The 26627-nt window shown below is 64.1% G+C and carries 29 protein-coding genes and 1 pseudogene; 13 read left to right on the top strand and 17 right to left on the bottom strand.

The window, feature by feature from the left end; genetic code table 11:
• Positions 1-902 (bottom strand): aromatic amino acid lyase (locus tag AB4Y43_RS37160; protein ID WP_368730058.1); only part of this gene is annotated, 902 nt, incomplete at its 3' end.
• Positions 903-1168: 266 nt separating this feature from the next.
• On the opposite strand from AB4Y43_RS37160, the gene AB4Y43_RS37155 reads away from it, so the two are divergent.
• The 7 genes from AB4Y43_RS37155 to AB4Y43_RS37125 all read left to right on the top strand — a co-directional run bounded on the left by AB4Y43_RS37155 (position 1169) and on the right by AB4Y43_RS37125 (position 5895).
• On the top strand, positions 1169-1927 hold the full coding sequence (locus AB4Y43_RS37155; RefSeq protein ID WP_342948657.1) for an ABC transporter substrate-binding protein: 759 nt from the start codon (positions 1169-1171) through the stop codon (positions 1925-1927).
• Between the two features lie 65 nt (positions 1928-1992).
• Entirely contained in the window at positions 1993-2682 is a 690-nt protein-coding gene (locus AB4Y43_RS37150; RefSeq protein WP_254315089.1) for an ABC transporter permease, read from the top strand.
• Positions 2679-3392 (top strand): ABC transporter permease, encoded by a 714-nt coding sequence (locus AB4Y43_RS37145; RefSeq protein WP_368730057.1) that lies wholly within the window; start codon positions 2679-2681, stop codon positions 3390-3392. The genes AB4Y43_RS37150 and AB4Y43_RS37145 overlap by 4 nt, the downstream gene beginning before the upstream one ends.
• A gap of 30 nt (positions 3393-3422) precedes the next feature.
• Positions 3423-4190 carry an ABC transporter ATP-binding protein gene (locus tag AB4Y43_RS37140; protein ID WP_342948656.1) on the top strand — a complete coding sequence of 256 codons (768 nt, stop codon included), beginning with the start codon at positions 3423-3425 and terminating at the stop codon, positions 4188-4190.
• Between the two features lie 266 nt (positions 4191-4456).
• A complete protein-coding gene (locus AB4Y43_RS37135) occupies positions 4457-4822 on the top strand; it encodes a hypothetical protein (protein WP_069263210.1) in 366 nt (121 codons plus the stop codon).
• A 98-nt stretch (positions 4823-4920) separates the two neighbouring features.
• The gene (locus tag AB4Y43_RS37130) at positions 4921-5454 is read left to right on the top strand and encodes a helix-turn-helix transcriptional regulator (protein WP_368602678.1); all 534 of its coding nucleotides are present in this window, start codon (positions 4921-4923) and stop codon (positions 5452-5454) included.
• Positions 5455-5481: 27 nt separating this feature from the next.
• The gene (locus tag AB4Y43_RS37125; RefSeq protein WP_342948654.1) at positions 5482-5895 is read left to right on the top strand and encodes a VOC family protein; all 414 of its coding nucleotides are present in this window, start codon (positions 5482-5484) and stop codon (positions 5893-5895) included.
• Between the two features lie 255 nt (positions 5896-6150).
• Here the strand turns inward: AB4Y43_RS37125 and AB4Y43_RS37120 are convergent, their stop codons facing one another.
• Positions 6151-6606: a MarR family winged helix-turn-helix transcriptional regulator gene (locus tag AB4Y43_RS37120; RefSeq protein ID WP_069263201.1), complete on the bottom strand. Its 456-nt coding sequence runs from the start codon at positions 6604-6606 to the stop codon at positions 6151-6153.
• A 246-nt stretch (positions 6607-6852) separates the two neighbouring features.
• Between AB4Y43_RS37120 and AB4Y43_RS37115 the strand changes: the two genes are divergently transcribed.
• A complete protein-coding gene (locus tag AB4Y43_RS37115; protein WP_368730056.1) occupies positions 6853-7371 on the top strand; it encodes an SET domain-containing protein in 519 nt (172 codons plus the stop codon).
• A 47-nt stretch (positions 7372-7418) separates the two neighbouring features.
• Here the strand turns inward: AB4Y43_RS37115 and AB4Y43_RS37110 are convergent, their stop codons facing one another.
• The 4 genes from AB4Y43_RS37110 to AB4Y43_RS37095 form a co-directional block, all read right to left on the bottom strand.
• Complete coding sequence (locus AB4Y43_RS37110) at positions 7419-8255, bottom strand: hypothetical protein (RefSeq protein ID WP_368730055.1); 837 nt, start codon at positions 8253-8255, stop codon at positions 7419-7421.
• A gap of 375 nt (positions 8256-8630) precedes the next feature.
• Positions 8631-9347 carry an SDR family oxidoreductase gene (locus tag AB4Y43_RS37105; protein WP_368730054.1) on the bottom strand — a complete coding sequence of 239 codons (717 nt, stop codon included), beginning with the start codon at positions 9345-9347 and terminating at the stop codon, positions 8631-8633.
• Positions 9348-9392: 45 nt separating this feature from the next.
• Positions 9393-10274, bottom strand: a complete 882-nt coding sequence (locus tag AB4Y43_RS37100; protein ID WP_368730053.1) for an NAD(P)H-binding protein — start codon at positions 10272-10274, stop codon at positions 9393-9395.
• Between the two features lie 76 nt (positions 10275-10350).
• The gene (locus AB4Y43_RS37095) at positions 10351-10923 is read right to left on the bottom strand and encodes a TetR/AcrR family transcriptional regulator (RefSeq protein WP_069263191.1); all 573 of its coding nucleotides are present in this window, start codon (positions 10921-10923) and stop codon (positions 10351-10353) included.
• A 282-nt stretch (positions 10924-11205) separates the two neighbouring features.
• Here AB4Y43_RS37095 and AB4Y43_RS37090 point away from each other — a divergent pair, with 282 nt between their 5' ends.
• Genes AB4Y43_RS37090 through AB4Y43_RS37080 form a run of 3 tightly spaced genes read left to right on the top strand, consistent with a single transcriptional unit; the run spans position 11206 to position 15261 of the window.
• Positions 11206-11661, top strand: coding sequence for a (2Fe-2S)-binding protein (locus tag AB4Y43_RS37090; RefSeq protein ID WP_368683119.1), 456 nt, complete (start codon positions 11206-11208; stop codon positions 11659-11661).
• A gap of 1 nt (position 11662) precedes the next feature.
• Positions 11663-13927 carry a molybdopterin cofactor-binding domain-containing protein gene (locus AB4Y43_RS37085; protein ID WP_368730052.1) on the top strand — a complete coding sequence of 755 codons (2265 nt, stop codon included), beginning with the start codon at positions 11663-11665 and terminating at the stop codon, positions 13925-13927.
• An 11-nt stretch (positions 13928-13938) separates the two neighbouring features.
• Positions 13939-15261: a cytochrome c gene (locus tag AB4Y43_RS37080; protein ID WP_368730051.1), complete on the top strand. Its 1323-nt coding sequence runs from the start codon at positions 13939-13941 to the stop codon at positions 15259-15261.
• Between the two features lie 70 nt (positions 15262-15331).
• Here the strand turns inward: AB4Y43_RS37080 and AB4Y43_RS37075 are convergent, their stop codons facing one another.
• The 8 genes from AB4Y43_RS37075 to AB4Y43_RS37040 all read right to left on the bottom strand — a co-directional run bounded on the left by AB4Y43_RS37075 (position 15332) and on the right by AB4Y43_RS37040 (position 22287).
• A complete protein-coding gene (locus AB4Y43_RS37075) occupies positions 15332-16135 on the bottom strand; it encodes a transporter substrate-binding domain-containing protein (protein WP_069263183.1) in 804 nt (267 codons plus the stop codon).
• A gap of 228 nt (positions 16136-16363) precedes the next feature.
• Positions 16364-17173 (bottom strand): N-formylglutamate deformylase, encoded by an 810-nt coding sequence (hutG, locus tag AB4Y43_RS37070; protein ID WP_368730050.1) that lies wholly within the window; start codon positions 17171-17173, stop codon positions 16364-16366.
• Positions 17174-17200: 27 nt separating this feature from the next.
• Entirely contained in the window at positions 17201-18592 is a 1392-nt protein-coding gene (locus AB4Y43_RS37065; RefSeq protein WP_368730059.1) for a formimidoylglutamate deiminase, read from the bottom strand.
• 31 nt (positions 18593-18623) lie between these two features.
• Positions 18624-19265, bottom strand: a complete 642-nt coding sequence (locus AB4Y43_RS37060) for a HutD family protein (protein WP_368730049.1) — start codon at positions 19263-19265, stop codon at positions 18624-18626.
• On the bottom strand, positions 19262-20029 hold the full coding sequence (locus AB4Y43_RS37055) for an amino acid ABC transporter ATP-binding protein (RefSeq protein WP_368618262.1): 768 nt from the start codon (positions 20027-20029) through the stop codon (positions 19262-19264). Before AB4Y43_RS37055 ends, AB4Y43_RS37060 begins: the two co-directional genes overlap by 4 nt.
• Complete coding sequence (locus tag AB4Y43_RS37050; protein WP_069263172.1) at positions 20026-20694, bottom strand: amino acid ABC transporter permease; 669 nt, start codon at positions 20692-20694, stop codon at positions 20026-20028. Before AB4Y43_RS37050 ends, AB4Y43_RS37055 begins: the two co-directional genes overlap by 4 nt.
• A 17-nt stretch (positions 20695-20711) precedes the next feature.
• Positions 20712-21467 (bottom strand): transporter substrate-binding domain-containing protein, encoded by a 756-nt coding sequence (locus tag AB4Y43_RS37045; protein ID WP_069263170.1) that lies wholly within the window; start codon positions 21465-21467, stop codon positions 20712-20714.
• 70 nt (positions 21468-21537) lie between these two features.
• A complete protein-coding gene (locus tag AB4Y43_RS37040; protein WP_368730048.1) occupies positions 21538-22287 on the bottom strand; it encodes an IclR family transcriptional regulator in 750 nt (249 codons plus the stop codon).
• Between the two features lie 171 nt (positions 22288-22458).
• Between AB4Y43_RS37040 and AB4Y43_RS37035 the strand changes: the two genes are divergently transcribed.
• Both AB4Y43_RS37035 and AB4Y43_RS37030 read left to right on the top strand, forming a co-directional pair.
• Positions 22459-23454 carry an ABC transporter ATP-binding protein gene (locus AB4Y43_RS37035; RefSeq protein WP_368730047.1) on the top strand — a complete coding sequence of 332 codons (996 nt, stop codon included), beginning with the start codon at positions 22459-22461 and terminating at the stop codon, positions 23452-23454.
• Positions 23451-24212, top strand: a complete 762-nt coding sequence (locus AB4Y43_RS37030; protein WP_042270119.1) for an ABC transporter permease — start codon at positions 23451-23453, stop codon at positions 24210-24212. The genes AB4Y43_RS37035 and AB4Y43_RS37030 overlap by 4 nt, the downstream gene beginning before the upstream one ends.
• A gap of 34 nt (positions 24213-24246) precedes the next feature.
• Here AB4Y43_RS37030 and AB4Y43_RS37025 read toward each other — a convergent pair whose 3' ends face one another.
• The 3 genes and pseudogenes from AB4Y43_RS37025 to AB4Y43_RS37015 all read right to left on the bottom strand — a co-directional run.
• Positions 24247-25602, bottom strand: a complete 1356-nt coding sequence (locus AB4Y43_RS37025; protein ID WP_256094595.1) for a tryptophan leader peptide — start codon at positions 25600-25602, stop codon at positions 24247-24249.
• A 101-nt stretch (positions 25603-25703) separates the two neighbouring features.
• Entirely contained in the window at positions 25704-26471 is a 768-nt protein-coding gene (locus tag AB4Y43_RS37020; RefSeq protein WP_069263168.1) for a ParA family protein, read from the bottom strand.
• 50 nt (positions 26472-26521) lie between these two features.
• Positions 26522-26627: pseudogene (locus AB4Y43_RS37015) on the bottom strand (IS110 family transposase); the annotation flags it as partial.

Here is a 26627-nt window from a genome sequence, read left to right as displayed (position 1 = left end):
TGGCGCATCTGGTCGAGACACGCGCCCATCACCTGCGGCTGGCAGCGCAGCGAGTACGGGTCCTGGACCTTGCCGCAGTCGCGGTGCGAGAGGTTGATCGCCGAGCCTTCGAGCAGCGTGCGATAGGCCGCGGCCGCCTCGATCTGGCCGCGATGGCCGCGCAGTTCGTGAATGCGCGCGTCGAACGGCTTCACCGAACCTGCCGCCGCGTCCACGCAGAGCGCGCCCGAGACGAGCGCCGTGCGGTACAGGTCCTCGATCGCGAACATGTTGTAGATCGCGAGCGCGGCCGAAGCCTGCGTGCCGTTGAGCAGCGCGAGACCTTCCTTGGCCTGCAGCGCGAGCGGCTTGAGGCCGACGAGACGCAGGCCCTCGACCGCGCTCATGCGCTCGCCCTTCGCGAACACGTCGCCGACACCCAGCAACACGCAGGACATATGCGCGAGCGGCGCGAGGTCGCCGGAGGCGCCCACGGAACCCTTCACCGGAATCACGGGCAGCACGTCGGCATTGAACAGCGTGATGAGCGTGTCCATCACTTCGCGGCGGATGCCCGAATGGCCGCGGCCCAGGCTCGACAGCTTCAGCGCCATCAAGAGGCGCACGACCGGACGCGACATCGGCTCGCCCACGCCCACGGCGTGCGAGAGCACCAGGTTGCGCTGCAGGAGTTCGAGCTGCTCACGCGGAATGTGCGTACTCGCCAGACGCCCGAAGCCCGTGTTGATGCCGTAGGCGGGCTCGCCCTTCGCCGTGATCTCGGCAACGGCACGTGCGCCTGCGTCGATGGCCGCGAAGCTGGCCGGATCGAGTTCGAGCTTCACGCCGCCGTTTTCATCGGCACGCGCGATCTGGCGCAGTTGGGACAGGGTCAGATTGCCGGGAGTGAGTTTGAGGTTCATTGCGGTGTCAAAGTTGTCTGGACAAGGTGGAATCAGATTACCGAAACGAGCTTGTCTATACAAGTTCAATCCGCTCCACGTATACCCGAATTCCGGCTTTCTGACGCCTGAATTACGCCGTCTTTCGATTGCAGCACAGTGAAATCCCCAGGTGATAACACCGATTGCCGGTCTCTTCGCCACATCGATAATTGTATAGACAACTTTCCGGGCCGGACCTCCAGTCCATGACCGGGCACACGCCAACCATTCCTATCGGAGACTTCATGAAGAAACTTGCCTTCTGTGTCGCCCTCGCCCTTGCCGCCGGTGGCGCGTATGCGAAAGACTGGTCCACGATCCGCTTCGGCACCGACGCGAGCTACGCGCCGTTCGAGTCGAAGGCGACCGATGGCAAGCTGGTCGGTTTCGACATCGACCTCGGCAACGAAATCTGCCGGCGCCTGAACGCCAGGTGCGTGTGGGTCGAGGAGGATTTCGACGGCATGATCCCAGGCCTCAAGGCCAGGAAGTTCGACGGCGCGCTCTCCGCGCTCACGATCACCCCCCAGCGCGAGCAGCAGATCGCCTTCTCGGCCAAGCTCTTCAACACGCCGACGCGCCTCGTCGCGAAGCAGGGCTCGCCGCTGCAGCCGACCATCGCTTCGCTGCAAGGCAAGACGGTGGGCGTCGAGCAGGGCTCGATTCAGGAGACCTACGCGAAGCAAAACTGGGCGCCCAAGGGCGTCAACGTGATTCCCTACCAGAACCAGGACCAGGTCTATCTGGACCTGCAGTCGGGGCGCCTCGACGCCGCGCTGCAAGACGAAGTGCAGGCCAATCTCGGCTTCCTGAAGACGCCGCGCGGCGCAGGCTTTGGATTCGCGGGCGCGGAAATCCCCACGGGCGCCGCCGCGATCGGCCTGCGCAAGGAAGATGCCGACCTCAAGGCGAAGATCGACAAGACGATCGCCGACATGATCAAGGACGGCACGTACAAGAAGATCGAGTCGAAGTATTTCGACTTCGACGTGTACGGCGGTTAAGCGCCGCCGACTTCATCTGCAACAACCTGGGGGAGCGCTGCTCCCCTGAACAAGGACATCCTTCCATGGTCTTTCAAGGCTTCGGCCCGCTGCTCCTTGCGGGCACGTGGGAAACCATCAAGCTCGCGGTGCTCTCGCTCGGCGCCGCGTTTCTGCTCGGGCTTGCGGGCGCTGCCGCGAAGCTCTCGCCCAACCGCATGCTCTCGCGCATCGGCACGGCGTACACCACGCTGATTCGCGCGGTGCCCGATCTCGTGCTCATGCTGCTGCTGTTCTACAGCATCCAGATCTGGCTCAACGACGTAACCGACATGATGGGCATGGACCAGATCGACATCGACCCGTTCGTGGCCGGCGTCATCACGCTCGGCTTCATTTACGGCGCGTATTTCACGGAGACCTTCCGCGGCGCGTTTCTCGCCGTGCCGCGCGGGCAGATCGAAGCCGGTTTCGCCTACGGCATGAGTTCCACACGCGTGTTCACGCGCATCCTGTTCCCGCAGATGATGCGTTTTGCGCTGCCGGGCATCGGCAACAACTGGCAGGTGCTCGTGAAGGCCACGGCGCTCGTGTCGATCATCGGTCTCGCCGATGTGGTGAAGGCCGCGCAGGACGCGGGCAAGGCCACCCAGGCGTTCTTCTTCTTCACGCTTGTGACCGGCGCGATTTATCTCGCCATCACGACGGTTTCCAACCTGGCATTGCACCGCCTCGAAAAGCGCTATTCGACCGGTGTGCGGAGGGCAGCGCTGTGATCGAACTGCTTCGTCAATACTGGCCCAACTATCTGTACAGCGACGGCTTCAACACGAGCGGCCTCGCCATCACGCTCTGGCTGCTGGTCGTCTCGATCGTGGCGGGCTTCCTGCTTGCCGTGCCGCTCGCCATTGCGCGCGCGTCGCGCAACCTGTGGCTTTCGCGGCCGGTCTGGGTCTACACGTACGTGTTCCGCGGCACCCCGCTCTATGTGCAGTTGCTGCTCTTCTACACCGGCCTCTACAGCCTGCATTTCGTGCAGGCCAATCCGGTCCTTGGCGACTTCTTTCGCAGTGCCATGAATTGCACGCTGCTGGCCTTTGCATTGAACGAGTGCGCCTACGCCACCGAGATTTTCGCGGGCGCGATTCGCGAGACCGCGTATGGCGAGATCGAAGCGGCCCAGGCGTACGGCATGTCGAAGACCAAGATCTACACGCGCATCATCCTGCCTTCGGCATTTCGACGCGCGCTGCCTTCGTACAGCAACGAGGTGATCCTCATGCTGCACGCGACGACGCTGGCGTTCACCGCGACCGTGCCCGACATCCTGAAAGTGGCGCGCGATGCGAATTCCGCCACCTATATGACGTTCCAGGCGTACGGCATCGCGGCGGCGCTCTATGCGTCCATCGTCTTCGCCCTGATCTGGGGTTTCTGCCGCCTCGAAACACGTGTGCTGGCCTATTTGAAGCCGCAAGGCCATTAAGAATTTCAGTCCCGATGGAGTGAACCGAGTATGTACAAGCTGATAGTCGACGACCTGCACAAGAAGTTCGGCGAGAACGAGGTTTTGAAGGGCGTATCGCTCAAGGCAAAGGCTGGCGACGTGATCAGCCTGATCGGATCGAGCGGTTCGGGAAAGAGCACGTTCCTGCGTTGCATTAACTTTCTCGAATCGCCCTGCTCGGGACGCATCACGCTCAACGGCGAGGAGATCCGCACGAGCGCCGACCGTGGCGGCGCGCTGCGCGTGAGCGATCCGAAGCAGCTTCAAAAAATGCGTACGCGCCTTTCGATGGTCTTTCAGCACTTCAATCTCTGGGCGCACATGACTGTGCTCGAGAACATCATCGAGGCGCCGGTCAGCGTGCTTGGCCTCTCCCGCAGCGATGCCGAGGCCCGCGCGCGCAAGTACCTCGACAAGGTGGGGCTGGCCGCGGGTGTCGAGCACAAGTACCCCTCGCACCTTTCCGGCGGCCAGCAGCAACGCGTGGCGATCGCCCGCGCGCTGGCGATGGAGCCCGAAGTGATGCTGTTCGACGAGCCCACCTCCGCGCTCGACCCCGAACTCGTGGGCGAAGTGCTCAAGGTCATGCAGAAGCTCGCGGAGGAAGGCCGCACCATGATCGTCGTCACGCACGAAATGGGCTTCGCGCGCAACGTGTCGAATCACGTCGTGTTTCTGCACAAGGGTAAGATCGAAGAGCAAGGCGACCCCAAGGAAGTGCTCAATGCGCCGCGCAGCGAGCGGCTCCAGCAGTTCCTCGCGGGACGGTTGAAGTAAGGTCGTGGCGGGCAGTCGTTTCACGGCCCGCCAACGCACCTCGGGGGCATGCGCAACGATGCGCGGGCATCGACGTGCAGCCCCGGTTACACGCCTTGTGTGCGCCAGGCCACATTGGCGAAATCGCGCAGCGCTATAGTGAAAACGTGCACGCGAACGACGCACAACGCCCGACTCCGCGCCTGGCATCGGGCTATCCTCCGGGCGAGCGCGCCGCTCCAACGTCTCGAAGCAAGGCAGTAATCCGGCTTTTCAGGAGACCTCCCATGAAGAAGCTGCTTGCCCTCCTGCTCATCGTTCCCGCTACGGCTTTTGCGGACTCGGCGGCATTCCCGGACGGTTCCGCGAGCCCCAGCGCGGCCGACATCCAGCAACGCCTCTCGGGCAAGGCGTTCGACATCAAGATTGCCGACGGGAGCACGTGGCATGTGCAGTACGGCAACAACGGCGACTACGACTTCAAGTCGAGCAAGGGCTTTGCCGATCACGGCGACTGGAAAGCCGAGGACGGCAAGATCTGCAGCAAAGGCAGCAAGATGCCGTATTCGTGCAACGAAGTGCGCATGAAAGGCGCCGACCTGTATCTCAAGCGCGACAACGGCGAGATCATCCAGTTCGTCGACTCGCAGTGAGCGACGCCTGGCAGGCCCAACCAATCGAAAGCCAATCGTCGGCCATCGATCGCCGTTGGGCCTAAACTACCGGCATGCCGCCCACTCCAGACGAATGCATGCCAGCTAGCGCAGCTCTGCACGCCGATGCGCCCACGCTCACCCATGCGCATCCTGAACCGCCCGACGCCGAGCCCCTGCTCGACCCGGCACTGCTACGCCGTCTATTGCGCGCGAAGGACCGCATGGACGCCGCCTCTCACGAGGCCTGGCCCGTCAAGCGCCTGGCCGAGGTCAGCGGCGTATCCGAAGCGCATTTCGCGCGTTCCTTCAAGCGCGCCTTCGGCCTCCCGCCGCATCGCTACCTGCTCACGCGGCGCATCGAGCAGGCCACCACCCTGCTGCGCGACACCGATCTCGACATCACGGATATCGCCTTCGCCACCGGCTGGGAGAGTTTGGGCACCTTTGGCCGCACGTTCCGCGACGTGACCGGCTCGAGCCCCAGCGCCGTGCGCGTTCAGGCGCGGGCCAGCCTGCCCGGGATCGACCGCGTGCCTGCCTGCGTGCTGAAAGCCGCACAGCGCCCCGACCTCACGACAGCAGTTTTGGAGAAGCGGCGGCGTGCGGGCAACGCTAAAGTGCGGCCCTGAATTGCGGTCACTAACCAGGGAGGTGTTATGAATCAGGGTATCAATGTGGTGGGCCTATACGTCGACGACCAGGACGCGGCACTCAAGTTCTACGTCGACAAACTCGGATTCCGTGTGCATACCGACGTGCGCAATGGCGCGTACCGCTGGCTCACGGTCCAGCACCCGGAGCAGTCGTCCTTCCAGCTCGGGCTTTTCCTGCCCGGGCCGCCCGTTCACGACGAGGCCACCGCGCAAACGCTGCGCGCCATGGTCGCCAAGGGCGCCATGCCGCCCCTCGTACTCGCCGTGGCCGACTGCCGCGCAAGTTACGAGCGCCTGAAGGGCCTGGGCGTGGAATTCACCCAGGAGCCGGTCGACCGCTACGGCAGCGTCGACGCGGGTTTCCGCGATCCCGCCGGCAACGGCTGGAAGATGATCCAGGCGCCGAAGCAGTCATAGCGGCCAGGCATGCGCGGCTTCGAAGGCGATGACTCGCACGCGCGCGCGATCGCCCACCCGGTCCAGATACGTTTCGCCAATGCTCATGAATCCATTGAAGCGCTTTTCGCTTCATTGCCATTCTTTTATGCTTGGGTGCCACTGAGCGTTAACGCCTGGCGCACCACCAGGCGGCACTGCACTTCGCGGTGGCAATTTGATGACAATTCAATGACTGATCGCGTACCGGAAAATCATGCACGGATCAGGAGGCGGTCAGGGCGTGGCGTCCCAGCCGTGTGACGCGAGGATCTTGTCGAGCAGGAAGCGCAGCGCAACGCGCTCGGCCTCGTTCAGCCCGTGGTAAAGGTCGCTGTCGCGCTTGTCCAGGGTCGGGCCGATCTTCTTGAAGATCTTGCGGCCTTCGGCGGTGAGCGAAATGATGACGCTGCGCCCATCCTTGTCGTTGCCCGTGCGCGCGAGGATCTCCTTCGAGAGCATGGCCTCCACCGTGCGGCTCGCCTGACTCTTGTCGAGGTTGGCGCGCCGCGAGATATCCATCACGGTTTGCGGACCGAACGTGCCGATCGCGGCGATGATGCTTGCCTCCGGATACGGCACACCCAGCTTGTCGCGCGACATCTCACTGCTCATGCGGTCGGCGATCTTGGTCAATGCCTTCAGCCGATAGGTCAGCGAGGCGTCTGCGCCTGGCTCATTCGTGCTTGCCATATGCCCACTCGAGAATTGGATCCGCAAACCCGCGAAAGAAACCCGGGTATGTTGCCCTGATCCTGCCCGCGAGGTCAACTGTGGGGCGCACACTTGTCAGGAGCGAAGAGTGGGCGCCGTCCGCTTCAATACGGTGCATGCAGTGTGCGAAGACGCAATACGCAGCGTCGATGGCCATATCCATTTTCATCACTCGCATTCGTCGTGGCCGCTTATACTGCACGCGTTCAACGCGCGAAGATGGCCATGAGCAAACGAATGACTGTCCGGCAGTCGCCGGTGCACGGAAAAGGCGTCTATGCGTTGCGTCCCCTGCGGGCCGGCGAGCGCATCTTCGAATACAAAGGCAAGATCATGAGCTGGCGTAGCGCGGCCCGGCGTTATCGTCTGCGTGAAGACGGCGCGCATACGTTTCTCTTCGGCCTTTCCGATGGCCGCGTAATCGACGGCGGCCAGGGCGGCAACTGGGCGCGCTGGCTCAATCACGCGTGCCAGGCGAACTGCGAAACCATCGAAATCAACGGCCACGTGTTCATCGACGCGTGCCGCGACATCCTGCCAGGCGAAGAGCTGTTCATCGACTACGCGCTCGAATTGCCCGACGACGCCTGCGAAGACAACGTGCGCGAATACACCTGCCGCTGCGGCGCGCCGGTGTGCCGCGGGACGATGCTCGCCGGCGCCAGTGTTGGCGTTGGTGTCAGCGCCGGTGTTGCCGCCGACACCGGCGTGAGCAGCATCGTCAGCGTAGTCAGCCTGTTTTAGGCGATGCGGAACTGACTTTGCCGAGGGGCGATTGAGCCGGCTGTCCCTCAGTTCGAAGCGGTTTTGCGTGCGGCGGCGTCGGTGGACGGTCCGGTTCCGCGCAGGTTCGTCACGTTTTGCAGCAGGTCGAACCAGAACGGCGCGCCGAACAACGTTGCACTCGCCGTGAGCAGCCAGCCGACGATCATCCAGGCCACGCCGTCTGCATAGGCACCATCCCTTTGCCAGCCGATCGGCAACTGGTTCATCAGGGAAACCGCGCCGGAAGACGCGTTTGCGTGCAACGCACCCGCGAGCGAGGGATGCAACCATAGAATCCTGAACAGAAACACCGTATCGATGTTCAGTGCGATCACGATGACGAGCGCCACGGCAAATGAAATGAACTGCGACCAGCGCTTGTAGGTGCCGGAGAGCCTGTCCATGCCGTTGTCGAACCACTTGCCGAGCGCGTCCGAAAACTGGCCGACATCCTGGTTGGCGTGGCGGTACATCGCCTGCAATACCTCCCTTAACTGCTGGTTCTGTATGGTGGCAATCGACTGACCGATGTCCTGGTCCGCACCGGGCGCGCGCCGAAGGATATCGATCATCGCGAGGGCAAAGTCATTCGACGGAATATAAGAGGGCTTGTACTTCAGGTCGCTCGCATTCGTCGCGTCCCCAGAGTCGCGCGGGCTCACGAGCGCGTGGTTGTAGAGGTCGCGCGCCATGCCGTTGAACTTCGGGTCGTTCAGGATCTGCTTGATGCCAGATAGCAGACATTTCGCGCGCAACTGCAAGAGCGACGCAAAAAGCTCGGTCACGGTGCTGACGGCAAGGCTCACCGCGAAATAGCAGAACACTAAACCAATGCCGACTTCGAGTACGGTGCTGTTGAACATGTGCGGCTCCGCGTGCTTGCGCTTCAAAGAGATGAGAGACTGCGCAGCCGGCTGCTCTTCAAAGCCTGTTCGTGACATTCGCGTGGCGGGAGCCCTCTCTTCAACAATCAGCTGTTTTGGCACGACGCTCAAGACCGTAAATGCGGGTTGTGTGGGCAATCTCACACAGAGAAAGCAGCGGAGGAACTGCTCGCCTTAACTGCCGATACAAGAATTCAAACCTTCGCAGTTCGAATCATCCGTGGATCGAAACGATGATTCGAAACCTGTCGCACTCGGCACTTCGCTCCACGTCCAGCCGACATAGAGGGCCGGAGCCGCGCGGTCTTCATGCGCGTGCGGCAGCACCGGCACTTGGCGGCCTGCTACGGCACGCTATGCCTGCAGCACCGCGGGGTCGATATATCCCGGCACCGCAGCCGAAAGCGATTGCTTCAGTTCACGGCTGCCCGCATCCGCGAGCACTTCGCTCTCTCCCGTTTCGAGCGCATCGTAGGCCTGGCGAACGACATCGACGGGACTCGCTTTCGGCACGTCGAAATCCTTCGTGAGATCGGTATCCATGAAGCCGACATGCACGCCGACCACGCCGATCTTGCGTTCCCTGAAGTGCAGACGGATGTTGTTGGTATAGCTCCAGGCCGCCGCCTTCGAAGCGGAATACGGCGCGAGGAACGGCACGGCTCGCCACGAAACATCGGAGAGCACGTTAATTACGCCACCGTTGCCATCGCTGGGCAGCACGGCTTCGAACGCGCGCGTCGTGCGAATGACGCCATAAAAGTTCGTTTCGAAGATGCGCCGCGCCTGGTCTTCCGCCTCTGCCGCAAGCGGGGACGCGAGAATTTCCGCAATGCCCGCGTTGTTCACGAGCACGGTCACGTCCGAGGCGATCTTGGCGGCCGCCGTAACGGAGTCCGGATCCGTCACGTCTATCTTGACCGGAATGATGCCGGGTTCGCTAAAGCCTTCCGGGTTGCGCACCCCTGCATAGACCTTCGCGGCCCCGCGGGCTAACGCCTCGCGTGCAAAAGCCAGACCGAGGCCACGGCTTGCGCCGGTTACAAACACAACGGAATTCCTGATCTTCATTTCGAATCTCCAAAAGAATGAGTCATGGACAGTGATAGTTTGAAATCAGGCCGGGAAGCGCTCGCGGTGGGCGCGAATGAACGTCTCGACCGTCTGCGGCGCTTTTCCGGTCACTTGCTCGATGATGCTGTCGGTACCCTTGAACACGCCGTTCTGGTAATCGACGGCGACTTCGATGAAATGCTGGATCGCAAACCCGGGAAGGTCGTACTTCTGCAAATGTGCGCGATATTCGTCGAGCGTGCCCGGGCGATAAACGATCTTCCGGTCGATGACCTTGCCGATCTCGTCGGCAATGCCATGGTGGTCGAGTTCGACCGGCCCGCAAAGCTCGTAGCGCTTGCCAATATGGCCCGACGGCTGCGCGAGCACCGTGGCGATGAAGCGGGCCTGATCAACGGCGGCGATCGGCGCATGGCGTCCCGCTCCGTAAGGCAGCGTGATCTGTCCTTCGTTGACGATGGTGTCGCGCACCCACGGGAAAATCAGCCATTCGGAAAAGAAGGTCGGGCGAACATGAATGGTCTGCACCCCTGACCAGTCGAGCACGCGCTCGGCGATCCAGTGATCGCGCGCGGCGTGGCTCCTCGCGTTCTCGCGCGCGGAGATCTGCGACATTTCCACGACGACTTCGAGTCCGGCGCGGCGCGCGGCGTCCGCGAAATACGCGGTGCCCTGAATGAACCCGGGACTGACGGGATAGCACAGGTAAGCGCCCGTCACGCCCGAGGTGGCGCGAATCAGGTCGTCGTGATCGAGCAGATCGCCCACCACGACTTCGGCGCCGGCGGCGCGCAGCGAGGCACTGCGCGCGTCTTCCGCACGGACCATTGCGCGAACCGCGTGTCCGGCTTCGAGCAGGTTGTTGACCACGTGCACGCCGGTTTTGCCCGTGGCGCCGGTAATCAGAAATTTACGCTGTTGCATGATGAGTTCTCCGCCGAAAGTGCATATGCACATAGGTAAGCAAATAAAATCGCCAGTCTCTGGCGACAGCTTTCGTTCAGATCGATTCGATGTGTTGCCTGACGTCTTCCAGCAGCGACGCAGAAGCGTCCGGATCGGGGATGATGCGCGCCATGGTCAGCGCGCCGATCATGGCCGCGAGTGCGAAAACAGCCTGCGAGCGGTCTGCCTCTTCCTCCGGTGTCGCCATGCGCGCCGCCAGCATGTCCACCAGCGCGTCGAACCCGCGCGACGCCGCCGCGCGCGTCGCGTCGTCCGCGCGCGCCAGTTCGCTGCCCATGCCGGCAAGCGGGCAACCGTTCGCTCGCGCGTCGCGATGACCGGTGGACATGTACGCGTCCACGACAGCGCGGAACGCGTCCTCGCCCGTGGCCCCATCCGCAGCGGCGACGAGGTTCTCGACGATGCCGGCCAGCCCCACTTCGCACGCCTCGGCAACCAGTTGGTCCTTCGACTCGAAATGGCGGTAAAAGCCGCCATGCGAAAGTCCGGCGGCGGCCATTACGTCGGCGAGTCCCGTTGCATGGATGCCATTCGCCCTGAATGCCCCAGCGGCGACTTCCACGATGCGCTCCCGCGTCTGCGCCGTTTCTACCTTCGACTTCCTCATGATGACCCGCGCTCCGTGCTTCGATGTTGTTTAGATGGTAGTCATCATCTAAATGGAAGTCAAGGCGCGTTTTGGCGACGCGAACATCGCAGGGCAGCCACACGGACCGTTTTCTGCACATATTTAACGGCGGCGCTACACTCGTGCGGTTGTCGAAAGGCCGCGCCCACTGGCCATCGCTTTGGCTGGCTCATTAGGCAGCAGAGGCGAAACAGCCAGCGCGCGGACGCTTCGATTGCACGATCAAGAACGACAAATCCCCACTCTCGGAGAGCCCCCTCCATGACGACGTTGACAATCAACGGAGAAACTCATACGGTCGACGCGCCGCCCGACATGCCGCTGCTCTGGGTCCTGCGCGACATCGTCGGCCTCACCGGCACGAAGTTCGGCTGCGGTATTGCGCAGTGCGGCGCATGCACGGTGCATCTCGACGGTGAGGCCGCGCGCTCGTGCGTGCTGCCCGTCGCGGCCGTTGCGGGCCGCAAGATCACCACCATCGAGGCGGTCGGCGCCACCCCCGCCGGACAGAAGGTGCAGAAGGCCTGGCGCGAGATCGACGTCGTGCAGTGCGGCTACTGTCAATCGGGGCAGGTGATGTCGGCGACCGCGCTCATCGCCGCGAATCCGAACCCGAGCGACGCGGATATCGACGCCGCCATGGCGGGCAACATCTGCCGCTGTGGCACCTATGCGCGCATTCGCGCGGCCATCAAGCAAGCCGCGAAGGAGGCCTGAGATGTCACAAGGTCTCCTCGATGCGCAAAACGGCGCGCCGGAACGCAAGCTTCACGTCACCGCAAGCGGCCCACTCTCGCGACGCACGTTTCTCAAGCTAGGCGCGGCGGCGGGCGGCGGCCTGCTGCTCGGCATCAGCTTTTCTGCCGGCGCGCAGGGCGACAGCCAGACGCGTCGATCGGTCGTAGGCGGCGACGGCAACGAAGCCCCGCAAGACGGCGTGTTCGAGCCGAACGCCTTCGTGCAGATCGACCGCTCGGGCAAGGTCACGCTCATCGTCCCGAAGGTGGAGATGGGGCAAGGCGTGTACACCTCGATTCCGATGCTGATCGCGGAAGAACTCGAAGTGCCGCTCGATAGCGTCACGATCGATCACGCGCCGCCCAACGCGAAGCTCTTCACCGATCCGCTGCTGGGCGGCCAGCTCACGGGCGGCTCGACGTCGATTCGCTTTGCCTGGCAGCCCATGCGCGAAGCGGGCGCCGCCGCGCGCACCGTTCTGATCCAGGCGGCGGCGCAGCAGTGGCAAGTCGATCCGGCCACCTGCCACGCCAAAGCGGGCGAGGTGCTGCACGACGCGAGCGGGCGGCGCATCGCCTATGGCCAGCTCGTCGATGCGGCCGCTCATCTGCCCGTCCCGCAGAAGGTCGCGCTCAAGGAGCCGAAAGACTTCACGCTGGTCGGCAAGCCCACAAAGCGCCTCGACTCGCCGGAGAAGGTGGACGGCTCGGCGCTTTTCGGCCTCGACGTGCGCCTGCCCGACATGGTCTACGCCGCCATCGTGAACTGTCCTGTGTTCGGCGGCACGCTCGCGAAGGTCGACGACACGCACGCGAAGCAGGTTCCCGGCGTCAAGCAGGTCGTGAAGATCGACAACGCCGTGGCCGTGATCGGCGCGCACACCTGGGCCGCGAAACGAGGCGCTGCTGCGCTCGTCGTCGAGTGGAACGAAGGCGCGGGCGCGACGGTTTCGATGCAGCAGATCGTCGCCGATCTCGCGAGCGCCTCGCAACGCGAAGGCGCCGTCGCGCGCAAGGACGGCGACGTGCAGCAGGGGTTCGGCACCGCAAAAACGCGCATCGACGCCGTCTATCAGCAGCCCTTCCTTGCACACGCAACGATGGAGCCGGTCAACTGCACGGTCCACGTACAACCCGATAGCTGTGAAATCTGGGTGGGCAGCCAGGTGCCCACGCGCGCCGTGGATGCGGCCGTGGCCGTCACAGGTCTGAAGCCCGAGCAGGTCACGCTGCACAATCACCTGCTTGGCGGCGGCTTCGGGCGGCGACTCGAAACCGATTTCATTACCCAGGCCGTCAAGATCGCCAAACAGGTCGGCGTGCCGGTCAAGGTCTTCTATACGCGCGAAGAAGATATCCAGCACGACATGTACCGGCCGTATTACTACGACCGTCTCTCGGCCGGACTCGACGCGAACGGCAAGCCCGTGGCCTGGCAGCATCGCATCGCGGGCTCCTCGATCATGGCGCGCTTTGCGCCCCCCGCGTTCCAGCACGGCGTCGACCCCGACGCCGTCGAAGTCGCCGCCGACCTGCCCTACGACCTGCCGAACCAGCTGATCGAATACGTGCGCCAGGAACCGCACGCGGTGCCCACTGCGTTCTGGCGCGGCGTGGGGCCCACGCGTGGCACGTTCGTGGTGGAGAGCTTCGTCGACGAACTGGCCGTGGCCGCGAAAACCGATCCGGTCACCTACCGCCGCAATCTGCTCGGCAAGTCGCCACGCGCACTCAATGTGCTCGACGTAGCCACGCGCGCCGCGAACTGGGGACCACCCATGCCGAAGGGCCAGGGACGCGGCGTTTCGGTGATGCACGCGTTCGGCAGCTTCCTCAGCATGGTCGCCGACGTCACGGTGGACGACGGTGAGGTGCGCGTGAACCGCGTAGTCTGCGCCGTGGATTGCGGCATGGCCGTGAACCCGGAGACCATCGAGGCGCAGATCCAGGGCGGCATCGTGTTCGGTATCACGGCGGCGCTGTGGGGCGAGATCACGATCGAGCGCGGACGCGTCACGCAAACCAATTTCACCGACTACCGGGTCATGCGCATCGACCAGATGCCGGTGATCGAAGTGCATCTCGTGAAGAGCGCCGAAGCGCCCGGCGGGATCGGCGAGCCCGGGACCTCGGCGGTCATACCGGCCGTGGCGAATGCGATCTACGCGGCGACCGGAAAGCGTCTGCGGCACTTGCCAGTGGGCCGCCAGCTCGTGAACGCGGGCGCGTCCGCGCACTCGGCTTGAGGGAGCGAACCATGACGAAAACGATTGACGCATCCCAACGAGCCCGCGGCTTGCGCCGCATTGCCGGTGCCACGCTCGCGCTAGCAGCATTCGCGTGCGTGACTGCGCGCCCCGCCCTCGCGGCGGGCGCTGCGGACGCCGCCACGATCCAGCGCGGCGCCTACCTCGCCGCCGTGGGCGACTGCGCAGCGTGCCACACGGCGCCGCACGGCAAGCCGTTTGCAGGCGGCCTGCCGATGAACACGCCGCTTGGGCGCATCTACTCGACCAACATCACGCCCGACCCGGACACCGGAATCGGCAGCTACACGCAAGCGGACTTCGCGCGCGCCATGCGCGAGGGCGTTGCCAAGGACGGTCACAATCTCTATCCGGCGATGCCTTATCCCTCGTATGCGAAGGTGCGCGACGAGGACGTCGCCGCGCTCTACGCATACTTCATGCAAGGCGTGCAACCGGTCAAGCAGAGCAACCGCGACGCCGACATCAAGTGGCCGATGAACATGCGCTGGCCGCTCAAGATCTGGAACGCCGTCTTCCTCGAGAAGGGCGCGTACCAGGACAAAGCGGGCAAGGACGTGGCATGGAACCGCGGCGCGTACCTCGTGCAGGGTCTCGGCCATTGCGGCTCGTGCCACACGCCGCGCGGCATCGGCTTCAACGAGAAAGCGCTCGACGAAAGCGGCGACGCCTGGCTCACGGGCGCCCTGCTCGACGGCTGGTTCGCCTCGAACCTGACCGGCGCGCACAACACGGGCCTCGGGCGCTGGAGCGCAGCGGACCTCGCGCAGTTCCTGAAGACGGGCGCGAACCAGCACGCCTCGGCGTTCGGCGCGATGACCGACGTGATCAACAAGAGCACCCAGAGCATGAACGACGCGGACGTCAACGCGATCGCCGTCTACCTGAAGTCGCTGCCGGCGAAGGGCGACGACGGCGGAGCGGCCTACGCCTATGACGCGCAGGCGACGAAAGTGTCGCTCTCGCGTCCGGCGAACGATGCGGGCGCGCGCGTCTACACGGCGTATTGCATGCATTGCCACGGCGCCGACGGGCGCGGCTTCGCGCCGATGTTCGCGCCGCTCGCGGGCAATCCGAACGTGCTGGAGAAGGACGCGTCGTCGCTCATCAACGTCACGCTCAACGGCACCGGGGATCTCGTGATCCAGGGCATGCCCGCGCCGTACCCCATGCCCGCTTATGCAGATGTCCTAAGCGACAAGCAGATCGCCGATGTGCTCACGTTCGTTCGTGCGGGCTGGAACAACAAGGCAGGCGCGGTGGGCGCGGCAGAGGTAGCGAAGATGCGCACGAGGACGCAGGCGGCGCGGTAGGAGGGAGTGTTGAAGCGATCGCGCCGGCCATGATTGCGGCCGGCGCGATTGTCGTGAAACGACTGTAGCGTTAGTGAGCGAGCGGTTGCGTCACGTCCTGGCCGAACCACTGCATGGAGATCTTCTTGAGCGTGCCGTCCTGCTTGAGCGAGGTGAGCGCGTCGTTGATCGCCTTCTCGAACTTCGGATTGCCCTTGCGGAACGGAATGGCCATTTGCTGATCGGCGCCCGGCAACACGGCGCCCGGACGCAGCGGCAGGTTCGACGTCTTGATGATGTACGGCAGCATCAGGCGATCGTCCATCGTCGCGTCGATGCGCTTCGCGGCCAGGTCGCGCAGCTTCTCGGGCGCGCCGGGATACGTCTGCACGTTGATGCCCTGCACGGCGCGCGCCATCTGGTCATAGTTGGTGCCGAGCGTCACGCCGAGCTTTTTGTCGCCCTTGAATTCGTCGAGCGTCTTGAATTCGCGTTTGTCGTCGGAGCGCTGGATCAGCTGCGCGGCCGAGTACGTGTATGGCTGGCTGAAGTCGAGCGCCTGCTGACGTTGCGGCGTAATGGTCACCTGATTGACGATCACGTCGAACTTGCCGGCCTGCAGCGCGGCGATAATGCCGCTCCACTCGGTGGGAATGAACTCGGGCTTGACCCCGAGCTTGGCCGCCACGGCCTTCGCGACGTCCACGTCGAAGCCGACGAGGTCGCCCTTGCTGTCACGCGAATCGAACGGGGGATAGGTGCCTTCCAGACCGATCTTGAGCACCCCGGCCTGTTTGACCGAATCCAGCAGGTCTTCCGCATGGGCGGAAACGGCGGTAAATCCGAGTGCCGATACGGCTAGCGCGCTTGTGAACAGGAGCTTCTTCAACTTCATTCAACCTCTCCTCTTTATGTGGATGTCTGGACTGCTTCGCGATGGCACATCAGCGCCCCCCGAGGCCGCGTCGCTAGAGAATACTACGATCGGCAGCGCGATCGTAGCCCGCACAACTGAGTACTTTCCCGCGCTGGGCGGGGCGCGGAACGGGGCACATCGCCTTTGAGATCCGCGGCTTTCTGAAAGGTAGGGATCCGCTTAATAGCGCGCCCACGCGCGTCGCAATCAGCGCGCGGCGGCGTTCATCGCCTTCACGGCCTCGAGCGCGCCGCTCACCATCGCGCTCACCACGGGCTCGACTTTCTGCGCGAACGACGGCGCGTAGTCGAACGGCGCAGCCTCGCTCATGTACGTCGACTGGCACATTTCGAGTTGCACCGCATGCACGCCGTCCTGCGGCGCACCGTAGTGACGCGTGTTGTAGCCGCCCTTGAAGCGGCCATTCGCGATCCACGTGAAGTCGCTTGCAGCCGCCGCGCGCTCGACCGCCGCCTGCACCGGCGCCGCCGCCGTGCGGCCGTCCTGCGTGCCGATGTTCAGATCGGGCAGCTTGCCGTCGAATAGCCGCGGCAGCACGCTCGCAATCGAGTGCGCCTCCCACAGCAGCACGTTGGCGTGCTGCGCGCGCAGGCGCTGCAGCTCGGCGCGCAGCGCGTCGTGATACGGCTGCCAGTAGGTGGCGACGCGGCGCTGCCGCTCGTGCGCATCAGGCGCGCGGCCCTCGCGATAGAGCGCCTCGCCGCGGAACGTTTCGGTCGGGCACAGCGAAGTCGTCGTCTGCCCCGGATACAGGCTTTCGTCGTTGGGCGGCCGGTTCAGGTCGATCACATAGCGCGACACCCGCGCACCGAGTATCGTCGCGCCCAGCGTCTTCGCAAACGCATAGAGCCGGTCGAGATGCCAGTCGGTATCGGCGACCGTGAGCGCGATGTCCGTATACGCGTCGCGCAGCGTCTCGGGAACCTGGGTGCCGAGGTGGGGAATCGAGATCAGCAGCGGCGCCGTGCCGCGTTCGAGCGTAAAGAGGTCGGTCATGGGAGCTCCGTTCGGTTGGCCGCGCACTTACGCGCCGGCAAGGAGATGGTTCAACGCCCTACGATAATCGGCGTACAGGCGCGTTTCGTCTCGGTGGCGGCGCTGCGCGACGACCTGCTCGCCGCCCACATAGACGTCGCGCACCGGCGTCTCGCCGTGCTCGCAGAACACCACTGACGATAGCCAGCTTTGCGGCGTCTGCTGCGCGAGGTTCGGATGCTGCGCGTCGAGCACGAGCCAGTCCGCGCGAGCGCCCTCCTGCAGCGCGCCCACCGCGCGCCCCGTCGCGCACGCGCCGCCCGCGAGCGCCGCGTCGACAAGCCGGTCGGCCACCTGCGCGGTCTCTGGCGACGCGAGCACGTTGCGTTCGCGCCGCGTGAACCGTTGCCCGTATTCGAGCAAGCGCAATTCGGCGCGCCAGTCTACGCCGATATGGCTGTCCGAGCCGATGCCGAACGCGCCGCCCGCGTCGAGATACTCGCGCGCAGGGAAAATACCATCGCCGAGATTCGCTTCGGTCGTGAGGCACAGGCCCGCAATCGCGCCGCTTTGTGCGAGCGCGGCGGTCTCCCGCGCATCGATATGCGTCGCATGGACAAGGCACCAGCGCGCGTTTACATCGAAGCGATCGAGCAGCCATTGCACGGGCCGCGTGCCCTCGGTCGCCATGCAGGCCTCGACTTCGGCCGTCTGCTCGGCGATGTGGATGTGGACGGGCGCACCGGGAAGCACTTGATCCAGACCTTCCAGCAGCACACGCAACGAATCATGCGAAACCGCGCGCAGCGAATGCGGCGCAACGCCATAGCGCAACGCGCCGTGCTCCGGGCGCCACGCACGCAGCGCCTCGACGATGCCGAGCAACTGGTCGGGCGTGTTGATGAAGCGCCGCTGATCGTCGCGCGGCGCTTGCGCGCCGAAGCCGCTGTACTGATAGAGCACGGGCAGCATGGTCATGCCGATGCCGGTCACGCTCGCTGCCTCCACCACATGCTGCGCCAGTTCGGCGGGGCTCGCATAATGCTGGCCGTCCTGCGCGTGATGCACATAGTGAAACTCGCAGACGGACGTGTAGCCCGCCTTGAGCATTTCCACGTAGAGCCAGCTCGCGACCGCGGCAAGATCGTCGGGCATGATGCGCGCCGCAAAGCGGTACATCAGGTCGCGCCAGCTCCAGAAGCTGTCGGTGGGATTCGCGCGATATTCGGTGAGGCCGGCCATCGCGCGCTGGAACGCATGCGAATGGAGATTAGGCATGCCAGGTATGATCGGGCCCGACGCACGCGCGCCGCCTTCAGGCGCTTGCGCGAGGTCGGGCGTCACGCCGCGCAGCGTGCCCGTGGCGTCCCATTCGAGCAGCACATTGCGGCGCCAACCGCCGGGCAAATACGCATGTTCCGCAAAAAGCGCGTTCGTCATGGAAAGCGGAGGGATCAGGGTGCTCATGAAATCAGGCTTGCGCGATATCGAGTATGACAACCAGCAGCGCGCCTTCGCCGCACGTTTCGAGCTCCACGGCTTGCTCCGCATCGACGCGCAACGTGTCGCCGGGCGCGAGCGCGATGAAGCCCTCGCCCGCCACGCTCACCTCGGCCTGACATTGCACGGCATGCAGCAACACGGTCTGCGCATGCACGCTGCGCCGCGTTGCCTCGCGCCACACTTCGAGCGCGCCGCGCGCGGCCTCGCGGCGCACCATCAGGTTGAACACGCGCACGGGGCCAGCGGCGATCCGTGCATCGATTGCGGCTTCACCGGCAAAGCGGGCGATATCCAGCGCGCGTTCCAGCGTATGCGTGGCATGAGGCTCTTGTTCTCCTGCGCGCGCCTCGTTCAACTGCAAGGCGGCACCGTCGATCAACACGAGCGTGCGGTCTATGCCCTCGAAGCACGAAAACGGCCCGGCTTGCGCGATATCCGCGAGACTCGCGCGCCAAGCGAACGCATCGGGCAGCGCGCCCGCTGCGCAACCCGTCGCGATCTCGCGCGTCACGCCGCCGCCGTTTTTCCAGGGCGCGGGCACAAGCTCGACGCCGTGCAGCAGCGTCACCTTTGCACCTGCGCAGCCTTCGGGTGCGGACGACCGGTTCATGTGCGCGACAACACCGCTTGCAGAAAACTGCGCGTGCGCGGCTGTGCCGGCGCGGTGAAGATCGTCGAAGGCGGCCCCGCCTCGACGATCTCGCCGCCGTCCATCACCACCACGACGTCGGCCACTTCCTTCGCGAAGCCCATTTCGTGCGTGACGACCACCATCGTCATGCCCTCGGAAGCCAGCAGCTTCATGACCTGCAGCACCTCGCCAACCAGCTCAGGGTCGAGCGCGGAAGTCGGCTCGTCGAACAACATCACGCGCGGCTGCATGGCGAGCGCCCGCGCAATGGCGACACGCTGCTTCTGGCCACCGGAAAGGCTCGCCGGCATCACATGCGCCTTATGCGCGAGCCCGACTTTCTCGAGCAGCGCAAGCGCGGCGGATTCGGCCTGCGCCTTCGATGCCCCGCGCAACATGCGCGGTCCAACCGTGATGTTGTGCAGCACCGAGAGGTGCGGAAACAGATTGAACGACTGGAACACCATGCCGACTTCGGTACGCAGCGCATTGAGCGCGCGGTCCTTGAGCATCGCGCCGTTTTCCACGAGTCGATGACCGCAGATATCGACGGTGCCGCCCTCGGGCTGCTCGAGGCCATTACAGCAGCGCAGAAACGTGCTCTTGCCCGAACCGCTCGGGCCGATCACCACGACGACCTGTTGCGGCTGAATATCGAAGTCGATGCCGTTGAGCACGAGGTGCGAACCAAACGACTTCTTGAGTCCGCGAATGCTGACGATCGGATCCAGTTGCGCGCTCATTGCACCATCCCTCCCGCGCGCAGGCGGCGCTCGACGCGATGCAGCGCATAGTTGGTCGTCTGTGTCAGCACGAGATAAACGAGCGCGATCACGAGATACACCTCCAGCGAGCGATACGAAACGCTGATGATCTTCTGGCCTTCATGCATCAGGTCGTCGATCGTCAGCAGCGAGACCAGCGCGGAATTCTTGATGAGCGCGATGAATTCGTTGCCGAGCGGCGGAATCATGCGCACCACGGCCTGCGGCAGGATGATCGCGCGCATGGCCTGCGCCGACGACATGCCGATCGACCGTGCGGCTTCCATCTGCCCGCGATCGACGGACTGGATCGCGCCGCGCACGATCTCCGAGACATACGCGGCCGAATAAAGCCCGAGCCCGAGCATGCCGCAGACGAACGCCGGCAGCAGGATATTGAATTGCGGCAGTCCGAAGAACAGCAGAAACAGCTGCACGAGCAGCGGCGTACCGCGAAAGAACACGAGGTAGCCCGTGCAGAAGCCGTACACGAGCCGCCGTTGCGGCGCGAGCCGGCCGATGCCGATCAGGAGGCCGAGCATGCAGCTGAGCACGAGCGCCGCGGCGGTCACTTCCACCGTGACCAGCGCGCCGTGTGCGATGTCGGCCCAACCGGCGATAGCCGGAGAGAAGTCGAGTTGCATGGATCAGATCCGCCGGTTCACTTCGAACCCGTGCCGAACCACTTGTTCACGATCTGGGCGTAGGTGCCGTCCGCCTTGATCTTCGCCAGCGCAGCGTTCAGCGCATCGCGCAGCTGCGGTTCGTCCTTGCGCACGGCAATGCCATAGGCTTCCTTCGTCAGCTCGGTGTCGAGCACGCGAAATCCTGCGCGCGTGCGGGCGAACTGATACGCGGCGGGCTTGCCCGTCACGGCGGCATCCGCGCGGCCAATGCCGACCAGATCGAACATTTCCTGGTTCTTCTCGACCTCGACGCGCGTGACCTTCGGGTAGTTGTCGCGCAGGAAGTTCACCGACTTCGTGCCGACCTGAACCGAGACCTTCTTGCCCTCGAGATCGGCGAGCGTCTTGATGGGCGAGTCGGCCTTCACGAGCGCGACGAGGCCGCCCGCGAAATACGGCTGCGTGAAGTCCACCACCTGGCTGCGTTCAGGCGTGATGTAGATGCCGGAAATCGCGGCGTCGAAGCGGTGCGCGATCAGACCCGGAATCAGCCCCTTGAAGTCGATGTCGGTCCACTGGACCTGCTTGCCCATTGCCTTGGCGAGCGCGTTCATCAGGTCGACGTCGAACCCGGTGCGCTGACCGTTTTCCGTGAACTCCATCGGCGGGAACGTCGCATCGGTCGCGACCTGGAGGACGTTCTGCGCTTGCGCGCTCGCGGTGCCGGGAGCGGCGGCCGCGAACATGGCGAGGGCGACGCACGTGGCGGACAGCAGTTTATGCAGTTTCATGTTGGACTCCTGTGTGGTTTCTCGGGACGCTGCGGTTTTGGGCTTCGTTCTTTGGCTTCGTTCGTTGCGGTCAATCGGTTTGCAGACGGGCGGAAATGGTGTGCGCGGTGCGCAAGGTCCAGTCGGCGAGCTGCAGCTCACGGCCCGCCACGCGCGACGACGGCGCCATCAAGGTGATCGACGCGTTGGCGCCCGCGCCGCGTGCAACGCGCCGGAACACAGGCGCACTCACGCCCCATACGCCAGGGTCGACTTCGCTTTCGCTCACCGCGTAGCCGCGCGCGCGAATCTGCTCCAGTTCCGCTTCCATGGCGGCGCGGCCCGGCGCGTCGCCGGCGAAGAGACGGTCGAGCGTCTCGCCGCGCGCCTTTTCGTGCATGAACGCGAGCAATGACCTGGCCGACGCCCCGGCCCTGAGCGGCACTGCGCGCCCCTTCTCGAACGAGCAGCGCAGCGAATGCGTGCTTTCGACCATTTCGAGGCAGACCACCTGGTCGTTCACGGCGACGACGAGGCCGACACTCTCCTGCGAGGTCCGCGCGAGTTGCAGCATGCCTTCGCGGCTCGATTCAACGAGCAGGGAATTGACGTCGAAGCCGAGCGCAAGCTGCAGACTGATGGGGCCCGGCGCGTAGTAGCCGGCGTCTTCGGTCACGAAGCCCCAGCGCTTGAGCACCGCGACCTGGCGGTAGAGTGTGCTTTGCGCGAGCCCTGTGGCCGCGAGCATATCCTTCGCGGACATCGCCTTGCCGCGGCTCGCGAGTGCCGAAAGCACCAGTAGCAGGCGCTCTGCGCCGGTAACACCGGGTTCCTGTTTCACCTGAATGACGAAGGCTGAATTGATGCACTCAGCATGCCACGTCACTCCCGGAAATCAAAAATACGATTCCCAACGAATGGGAATGACATGCGAGGGTTTTCCCTGGCGATGTCCGATGTCCCGCGTGGGTCCGCGCGGTGTCTTTTACCGGCTTCTGGTAATGTCACGCACATGCAAACGATCCTCTCCATCGAGAATCTCTCGAAAGTCTATGCATCGGGACTCCGGGCGCTCACGAACATCAATCTCGACATTGCACGGGGCGAAATCTTCGCGCTGCTGGGGCCGAATGGCGCCGGCAAGACGACGCTGATCAGCATCGTCTGCGGCATCGTCAATGCGAGCGAAGGCGGTGTGCGCGTGGCCGGTCACGATATCCTCGCCGACTACCGCGCCGCACGCTCGCTGATCGGCCTCGTGCCGCAGGAGTTGACGACCGACGCGTTCGAAACGGTCTGGGCCACCGTATCGTTCAGCCGCGGCCTGTTCGGCAAGCCGCCCAATCCCGCGTATGTCGAGCGCGTGCTGCGCGACCTCTCGCTGTGGGAGAAGCGGAACAACAAGATCATGACGCTCTCGGGCGGCATGAAGCGGCGCGTGCTGATCGCGAAGGCGCTCGCGCACGAGCCGCAAGTGCTGTTTCTGGACGAGCCGACGGCGGGTGTGGACGTCGAGCTGCGCCGCGACATGTGGGAACTCGTGCGCGGGCTCAAGGCGAATGGCGTAACGATCATCCTGACGACGCACTACATCGACGAGGCGGAGGAGATGGCCGACCGCATCGGCGTGATCAACGCCGGGAAGATCATGCTCGTCGAGCGCAAGGACGTGCTCATGCGCAAGCTCGGCCGCAAACAGCTGACGCTGCAGCTCGACGCCCCGCTGAGCGCGATTCCGGACGGCCTCGCCGCGTGGGGACTGGAGCTGGCCGACGGCGGCGCCGAACTCACCTACACCTACGACAGCGAAAACGAACGCAACGACATCATCACAACGCTGCTCAGGAACCTGAACGAGGCCGGCATCGGTTTCACGGACCTGAAAACGAGCCAGAGTTCACTGGAGGACATCTTCGTGAGTCTCGTCCATAAGGACCCGGCGGCCGCTTCACGGCCCACGCCAGATTCGATCGCAGAAGACGGCAAAGGACAGGTAACTTCCCGATGAACCATTATGCAATTCGCGCCATTTACCGGTTCGAAATGGCGCGCACGCGGCGCACGCTGATGCAGAGCATTGTCGCACCGGTCATTTCGACTTCGCTCTACTTCATCGTATTCGGCTCTGCAATCGGTTCGCGCATCAAGGAAGTGAACGGTGTCAGCTACGGCGCGTTCATCGTGCCGGGCCTGATCATGCTGTCGCTGCTCTCGCAGAGCATCTCGAACGCGTCGTTCGGCATCTACTTCCCGCGCTTCACGGGCACGATCTACGAGCTGCTCTCGGCGCCCGTGTCCTACCTCGAAATCGTGGTCAGCTATGTCGGCGCGGCGGCGACCAAGTCGGTCGTGCTCGGGCTCATCATCCTCGCGACCGCGGCGCTCTTCGTGCCGATCCAGATCCAGCATCCCGTGTGGATGGCGCTGTTCCTGCTGCTCACCGCGGTCACGTTCAGCCTGCTCGGTTTCATCATCGGCATCTGGGCGGACAACTTCGAGAAACTGCAGATCGTCCCACTGTTGGTCATCACGCCGCTCACGTTCCTCGGCGGCGCCTTCTACTCGGTCGACATGCTGCCGACGGCGTGGAAGGTGATCACGCTCTTCAACCCGATCGTCTATCTCATCAGCGGTTTCCGCTGGAGCTTCTACGGGCTCGCGGACGTCGACGTCGGCGTGAGTCTCGGCATGACAGCCGCCTTTCTCGCGCTGTTCCTCGCGATCACCGCGTGGATCTTCAAGACGGGCTACCGGCTGAAAACCTGACGTTAGCGAATCGACCGGGTGCCCGCCTCTAGCCTCAGGCCGGCACCTCTCCCGGCGCGCCGTCGAGCGGCCGTTCGTGCTGGCCGTTCAGCGGAGCGTCGAACGTGCCGTCCAGAATGCGCAGCTTGTCGGTCATATCGGGAAAGTTGTGACCTGCCGCGCGCAGCTCGTTCACGAGCCGATGCGCAACGGCCCGGCAGTGCGCCAACGTTTCGTGCAGACGTGGATCCGACTGCAGGCCGGTCACCGCCTTCTCCAACTCCGCGGGAGATTCGCTCAGCAAAGCGGGAACGACTTCGTCCGGCGGGATTAGCGAGCCGTGACTGAGCAATTGCGCGGTCCAGTCGCAGCCGTACAGCAGTGAGCGCCGTTCGGCCCTGCGCGCTTCGTCCTGCTCGAGCGTGGCGAGGCTGTGGCGATTCTTCTGAATCTCGGCGCGCCACGGCGCCAGAACGTCGGCACGCAGCGCCGCGATCGCTTCGCCGAGCGCCGCGTTCTGCCCACCCGCGACCAGGCGGCGCTCATCGAGCCTGTCCACCTCGTCCCGGTAGCTTTCGAGGTACGCGAGCCAGTTCAACGGCAGTTCCGGCTTTTCGAAGAATGCGCGGCGCACGTCATTGAGTTCGTTGCGAATATCCTGCAGCGCCAGGTTGTCGGCGAGACGCGCCTCGTGCACGTCGTGGGCCGTCACCATCTGCCGGTGCAGCGGAAAGAGCGGATTGCTGTAGCGCCGCTGCAGATGCCGCTCGGCCGCACCCGGCCGGGCGCTCCATTTCCAGTTGGGCAGCGTTTTCGCGTCGAATTCGACCGCCTGGATCATCGGGCGGAAAACGGACAGCGCTTCAGCGGTCGCGTGGCGAAAGCAGTCCGCCAGCTTGTAGTCGTTGCCTTGCAGGGAGGCGGACTCATCCCCGGCATAAGGCGAGTCGGGCCTGAGCCTCAACGTGCCGGTGGCCAGAAAGAATTCCATCGGCAATTCGACGCTCAGGCCTTCCAGCCTGAACGCGCGCTGCTCGGCGGAAACCGTCTCGACGGCATGCGCGAGGCGGTTTTCCTGATCGAGGAGCGCATCGATCGCGTCTCCCGACGACGGCTGCGCCGCGTCGGCGAGCAGGCAGAACGTTTCGCGCGCCATTCTCGCCGCGATGGTGCCGTGCTTCTCGGCAAAGAGCCAGAACCAGAGAGCGAGCTGATAGCCCTTGACCCCATTTTGGGCGATCGCTTCGACTTCGGGTGCGAATGCGATGCCGGGCGCGGCCCAGTTCGCAAACGGCGGCGTGCCGACGCCCTGGTACATGCTCAGGAGTTGGCGTATCGATTCATGCGTATTGGTGGGCCAGTTGCGCGCCTCTTCCTGGCGCTTCTCTGCCTTCCAGAACCTCCAGTCCATTCTGAACCTCGCAAGAGAGCAAGAGTCTCGGTGCGACTCGCTGCGAGGGATACTTGCACACTCCGCCGAGGGCGTAAACCGGTGATGTCCGCGCTTGCCTTTCAAGCCCCGCTCAATTCCTGATGGAGCGCGACGAATTCGCGCGTGAGTTTGTGCGCCGGATCGAGGTGGACGACGGGCTTGGCCTGCTGATGCGATTCGCGAATCTTCACCGACGAAGACAGCCGCGACGACAGCACCGGCAGCCCTTCATCGACGAGTTCGTCCACGAGTTTCTGCGGCAGGCTCGCGCGCGGCTGGAACTGGTTGATGACGATGCCTTCGACCGTGAGCGCGGCATTGTGGTCCTGCTGAATTTCTTTCACGTTCTCGAGCAGAGTATAGAGTGCGCGGCGCGAGAAGTCGTCGCAGTCGAATGGAATGAGGCAGCGCTCGACCGCGATCAGCGCGGAGCGCGTGTAGAAGTTCAGCGCAGGCGGCGTGTCGATGTAGATCGCATCGTACATGTCGAGTTCTTTGAGCGCGTCGCGCAGCTTGTAGATCTTGTAGCGCGACTCCAGCTTCCCATGCAGCGTGTCGAGATCGGGATGCGCGGGCATCACGTCGAGATTCTCGAAGGGTGACGAATGAATGAACGACGTGACCTCGACCGGCCGGAAGCTGAAGGTCAGCGCGGTTTCGAAGAAGTCGGCGACGTTGGGCTTCGCGTCGGCGCAAGCCGCGCCGAGCAGGTACTGGCTCGAATTTGACTGCGCGTCGAGGTCGATGACGAGCGTACGCCGACCCTCAATCGCGCTGATCGCAGCGAGATTACAAACGATCGTTGACTTGCCTACGCCACCCTTCTGGTTGAACACCACGCGCCGCATGTCTTCGCTCCCCTCTTTCTCTCTCATTCAATGAGCAACTGTCTTACCTGTCAAGCCGTGTGGATGGATTCATCCCACGGCTTTCCTGTTTTTGCGATGGCGTTGAGGATAGTCAGCAGCTTTCTCATGCAGGCAACCAGAACAACCTTGTTCGGC

Origin of the sequence: Paraburkholderia sp. BR10872, from assembly GCF_040965835.1 — a bacterium.
GTDB lineage: Bacteria > Pseudomonadota > Gammaproteobacteria > Burkholderiales > Burkholderiaceae > Paraburkholderia > Paraburkholderia nodosa_A.
The sequence above is the reverse complement of the archived record's forward strand: the minus strand, read 5'-3'. Positions and strand labels throughout refer to the sequence as shown.

What these genes read in the sequence shown, in the direction of transcription:
- AB4Y43_RS37095 (WP_069263191.1), bottom strand. Translation starts at nt 10,923, where the DNA reads ATGAGGAAGTCGAAGGTAGAAACGGCGCAGACGCGGGAGCGCATCGTG.
- AB4Y43_RS37135 (WP_069263210.1), top strand. Translation starts at nt 4,457, where the DNA reads ATGAAGAAGCTGCTTGCCCTCCTGCTCATCGTTCCCGCTACGGCTTTT.
- AB4Y43_RS37045 (WP_069263170.1), bottom strand. Translation starts at nt 21,467, where the DNA reads ATGAAACTGCATAAACTGCTGTCCGCCACGTGCGTCGCCCTCGCCATG.
- AB4Y43_RS37130 (WP_368602678.1), top strand. Translation starts at nt 4,921, where the DNA reads ATGCCAGCTAGCGCAGCTCTGCACGCCGATGCGCCCACGCTCACCCAT.
- AB4Y43_RS37140 (WP_342948656.1), top strand. Translation starts at nt 3,423, where the DNA reads ATGTACAAGCTGATAGTCGACGACCTGCACAAGAAGTTCGGCGAGAAC.
- AB4Y43_RS37080 (WP_368730051.1), top strand. Translation starts at nt 13,939, where the DNA reads ATGACGAAAACGATTGACGCATCCCAACGAGCCCGCGGCTTGCGCCGC.
- AB4Y43_RS37060 (WP_368730049.1), bottom strand. Translation starts at nt 19,265, where the DNA reads ATGAACCGGTCGTCCGCACCCGAAGGCTGCGCAGGTGCAAAGGTGACG.
- AB4Y43_RS37035 (WP_368730047.1), top strand. Translation starts at nt 22,459, where the DNA reads ATGCAAACGATCCTCTCCATCGAGAATCTCTCGAAAGTCTATGCATCG.
- AB4Y43_RS37150 (WP_254315089.1), top strand. Translation starts at nt 1,993, where the DNA reads ATGGTCTTTCAAGGCTTCGGCCCGCTGCTCCTTGCGGGCACGTGGGAA.
- AB4Y43_RS37115 (WP_368730056.1), top strand. Translation starts at nt 6,853, where the DNA reads ATGAGCAAACGAATGACTGTCCGGCAGTCGCCGGTGCACGGAAAAGGC.
- AB4Y43_RS37100 (WP_368730053.1), bottom strand. Translation starts at nt 10,274, where the DNA reads ATGCAACAGCGTAAATTTCTGATTACCGGCGCCACGGGCAAAACCGGC.
- AB4Y43_RS37075 (WP_069263183.1), bottom strand. Translation starts at nt 16,135, where the DNA reads ATGAAGTTGAAGAAGCTCCTGTTCACAAGCGCGCTAGCCGTATCGGCA.
- AB4Y43_RS37055 (WP_368618262.1), bottom strand. Translation starts at nt 20,029, where the DNA reads ATGAGCGCGCAACTGGATCCGATCGTCAGCATTCGCGGACTCAAGAAG.
- AB4Y43_RS37050 (WP_069263172.1), bottom strand. Translation starts at nt 20,694, where the DNA reads ATGCAACTCGACTTCTCTCCGGCTATCGCCGGTTGGGCCGACATCGCA.
- AB4Y43_RS37020 (WP_069263168.1), bottom strand. Translation starts at nt 26,471, where the DNA reads ATGCGGCGCGTGGTGTTCAACCAGAAGGGTGGCGTAGGCAAGTCAACG.
- AB4Y43_RS37155 (WP_342948657.1), top strand. Translation starts at nt 1,169, where the DNA reads ATGAAGAAACTTGCCTTCTGTGTCGCCCTCGCCCTTGCCGCCGGTGGC.
- AB4Y43_RS37110 (WP_368730055.1), bottom strand. Translation starts at nt 8,255, where the DNA reads ATGTTCAACAGCACCGTACTCGAAGTCGGCATTGGTTTAGTGTTCTGC.
- AB4Y43_RS37125 (WP_342948654.1), top strand. Translation starts at nt 5,482, where the DNA reads ATGAATCAGGGTATCAATGTGGTGGGCCTATACGTCGACGACCAGGAC.
- AB4Y43_RS37065 (WP_368730059.1), bottom strand. Translation starts at nt 18,592, where the DNA reads ATGACGAACGCGCTTTTTGCGGAACATGCGTATTTGCCCGGCGGTTGG.
- AB4Y43_RS37120 (WP_069263201.1), bottom strand. Translation starts at nt 6,606, where the DNA reads ATGGCAAGCACGAATGAGCCAGGCGCAGACGCCTCGCTGACCTATCGG.
- AB4Y43_RS37085 (WP_368730052.1), top strand. Translation starts at nt 11,663, where the DNA reads ATGTCACAAGGTCTCCTCGATGCGCAAAACGGCGCGCCGGAACGCAAG.
- hutG (WP_368730050.1), bottom strand. Translation starts at nt 17,173, where the DNA reads ATGACCGACCTCTTTACGCTCGAACGCGGCACGGCGCCGCTGCTGATC.
- AB4Y43_RS37105 (WP_368730054.1), bottom strand. Translation starts at nt 9,347, where the DNA reads ATGAAGATCAGGAATTCCGTTGTGTTTGTAACCGGCGCAAGCCGTGGC.
- AB4Y43_RS37030 (WP_042270119.1), top strand. Translation starts at nt 23,451, where the DNA reads ATGAACCATTATGCAATTCGCGCCATTTACCGGTTCGAAATGGCGCGC.
- AB4Y43_RS37090 (WP_368683119.1), top strand. Translation starts at nt 11,206, where the DNA reads ATGACGACGTTGACAATCAACGGAGAAACTCATACGGTCGACGCGCCG.
- AB4Y43_RS37025 (WP_256094595.1), bottom strand. Translation starts at nt 25,602, where the DNA reads ATGGACTGGAGGTTCTGGAAGGCAGAGAAGCGCCAGGAAGAGGCGCGC.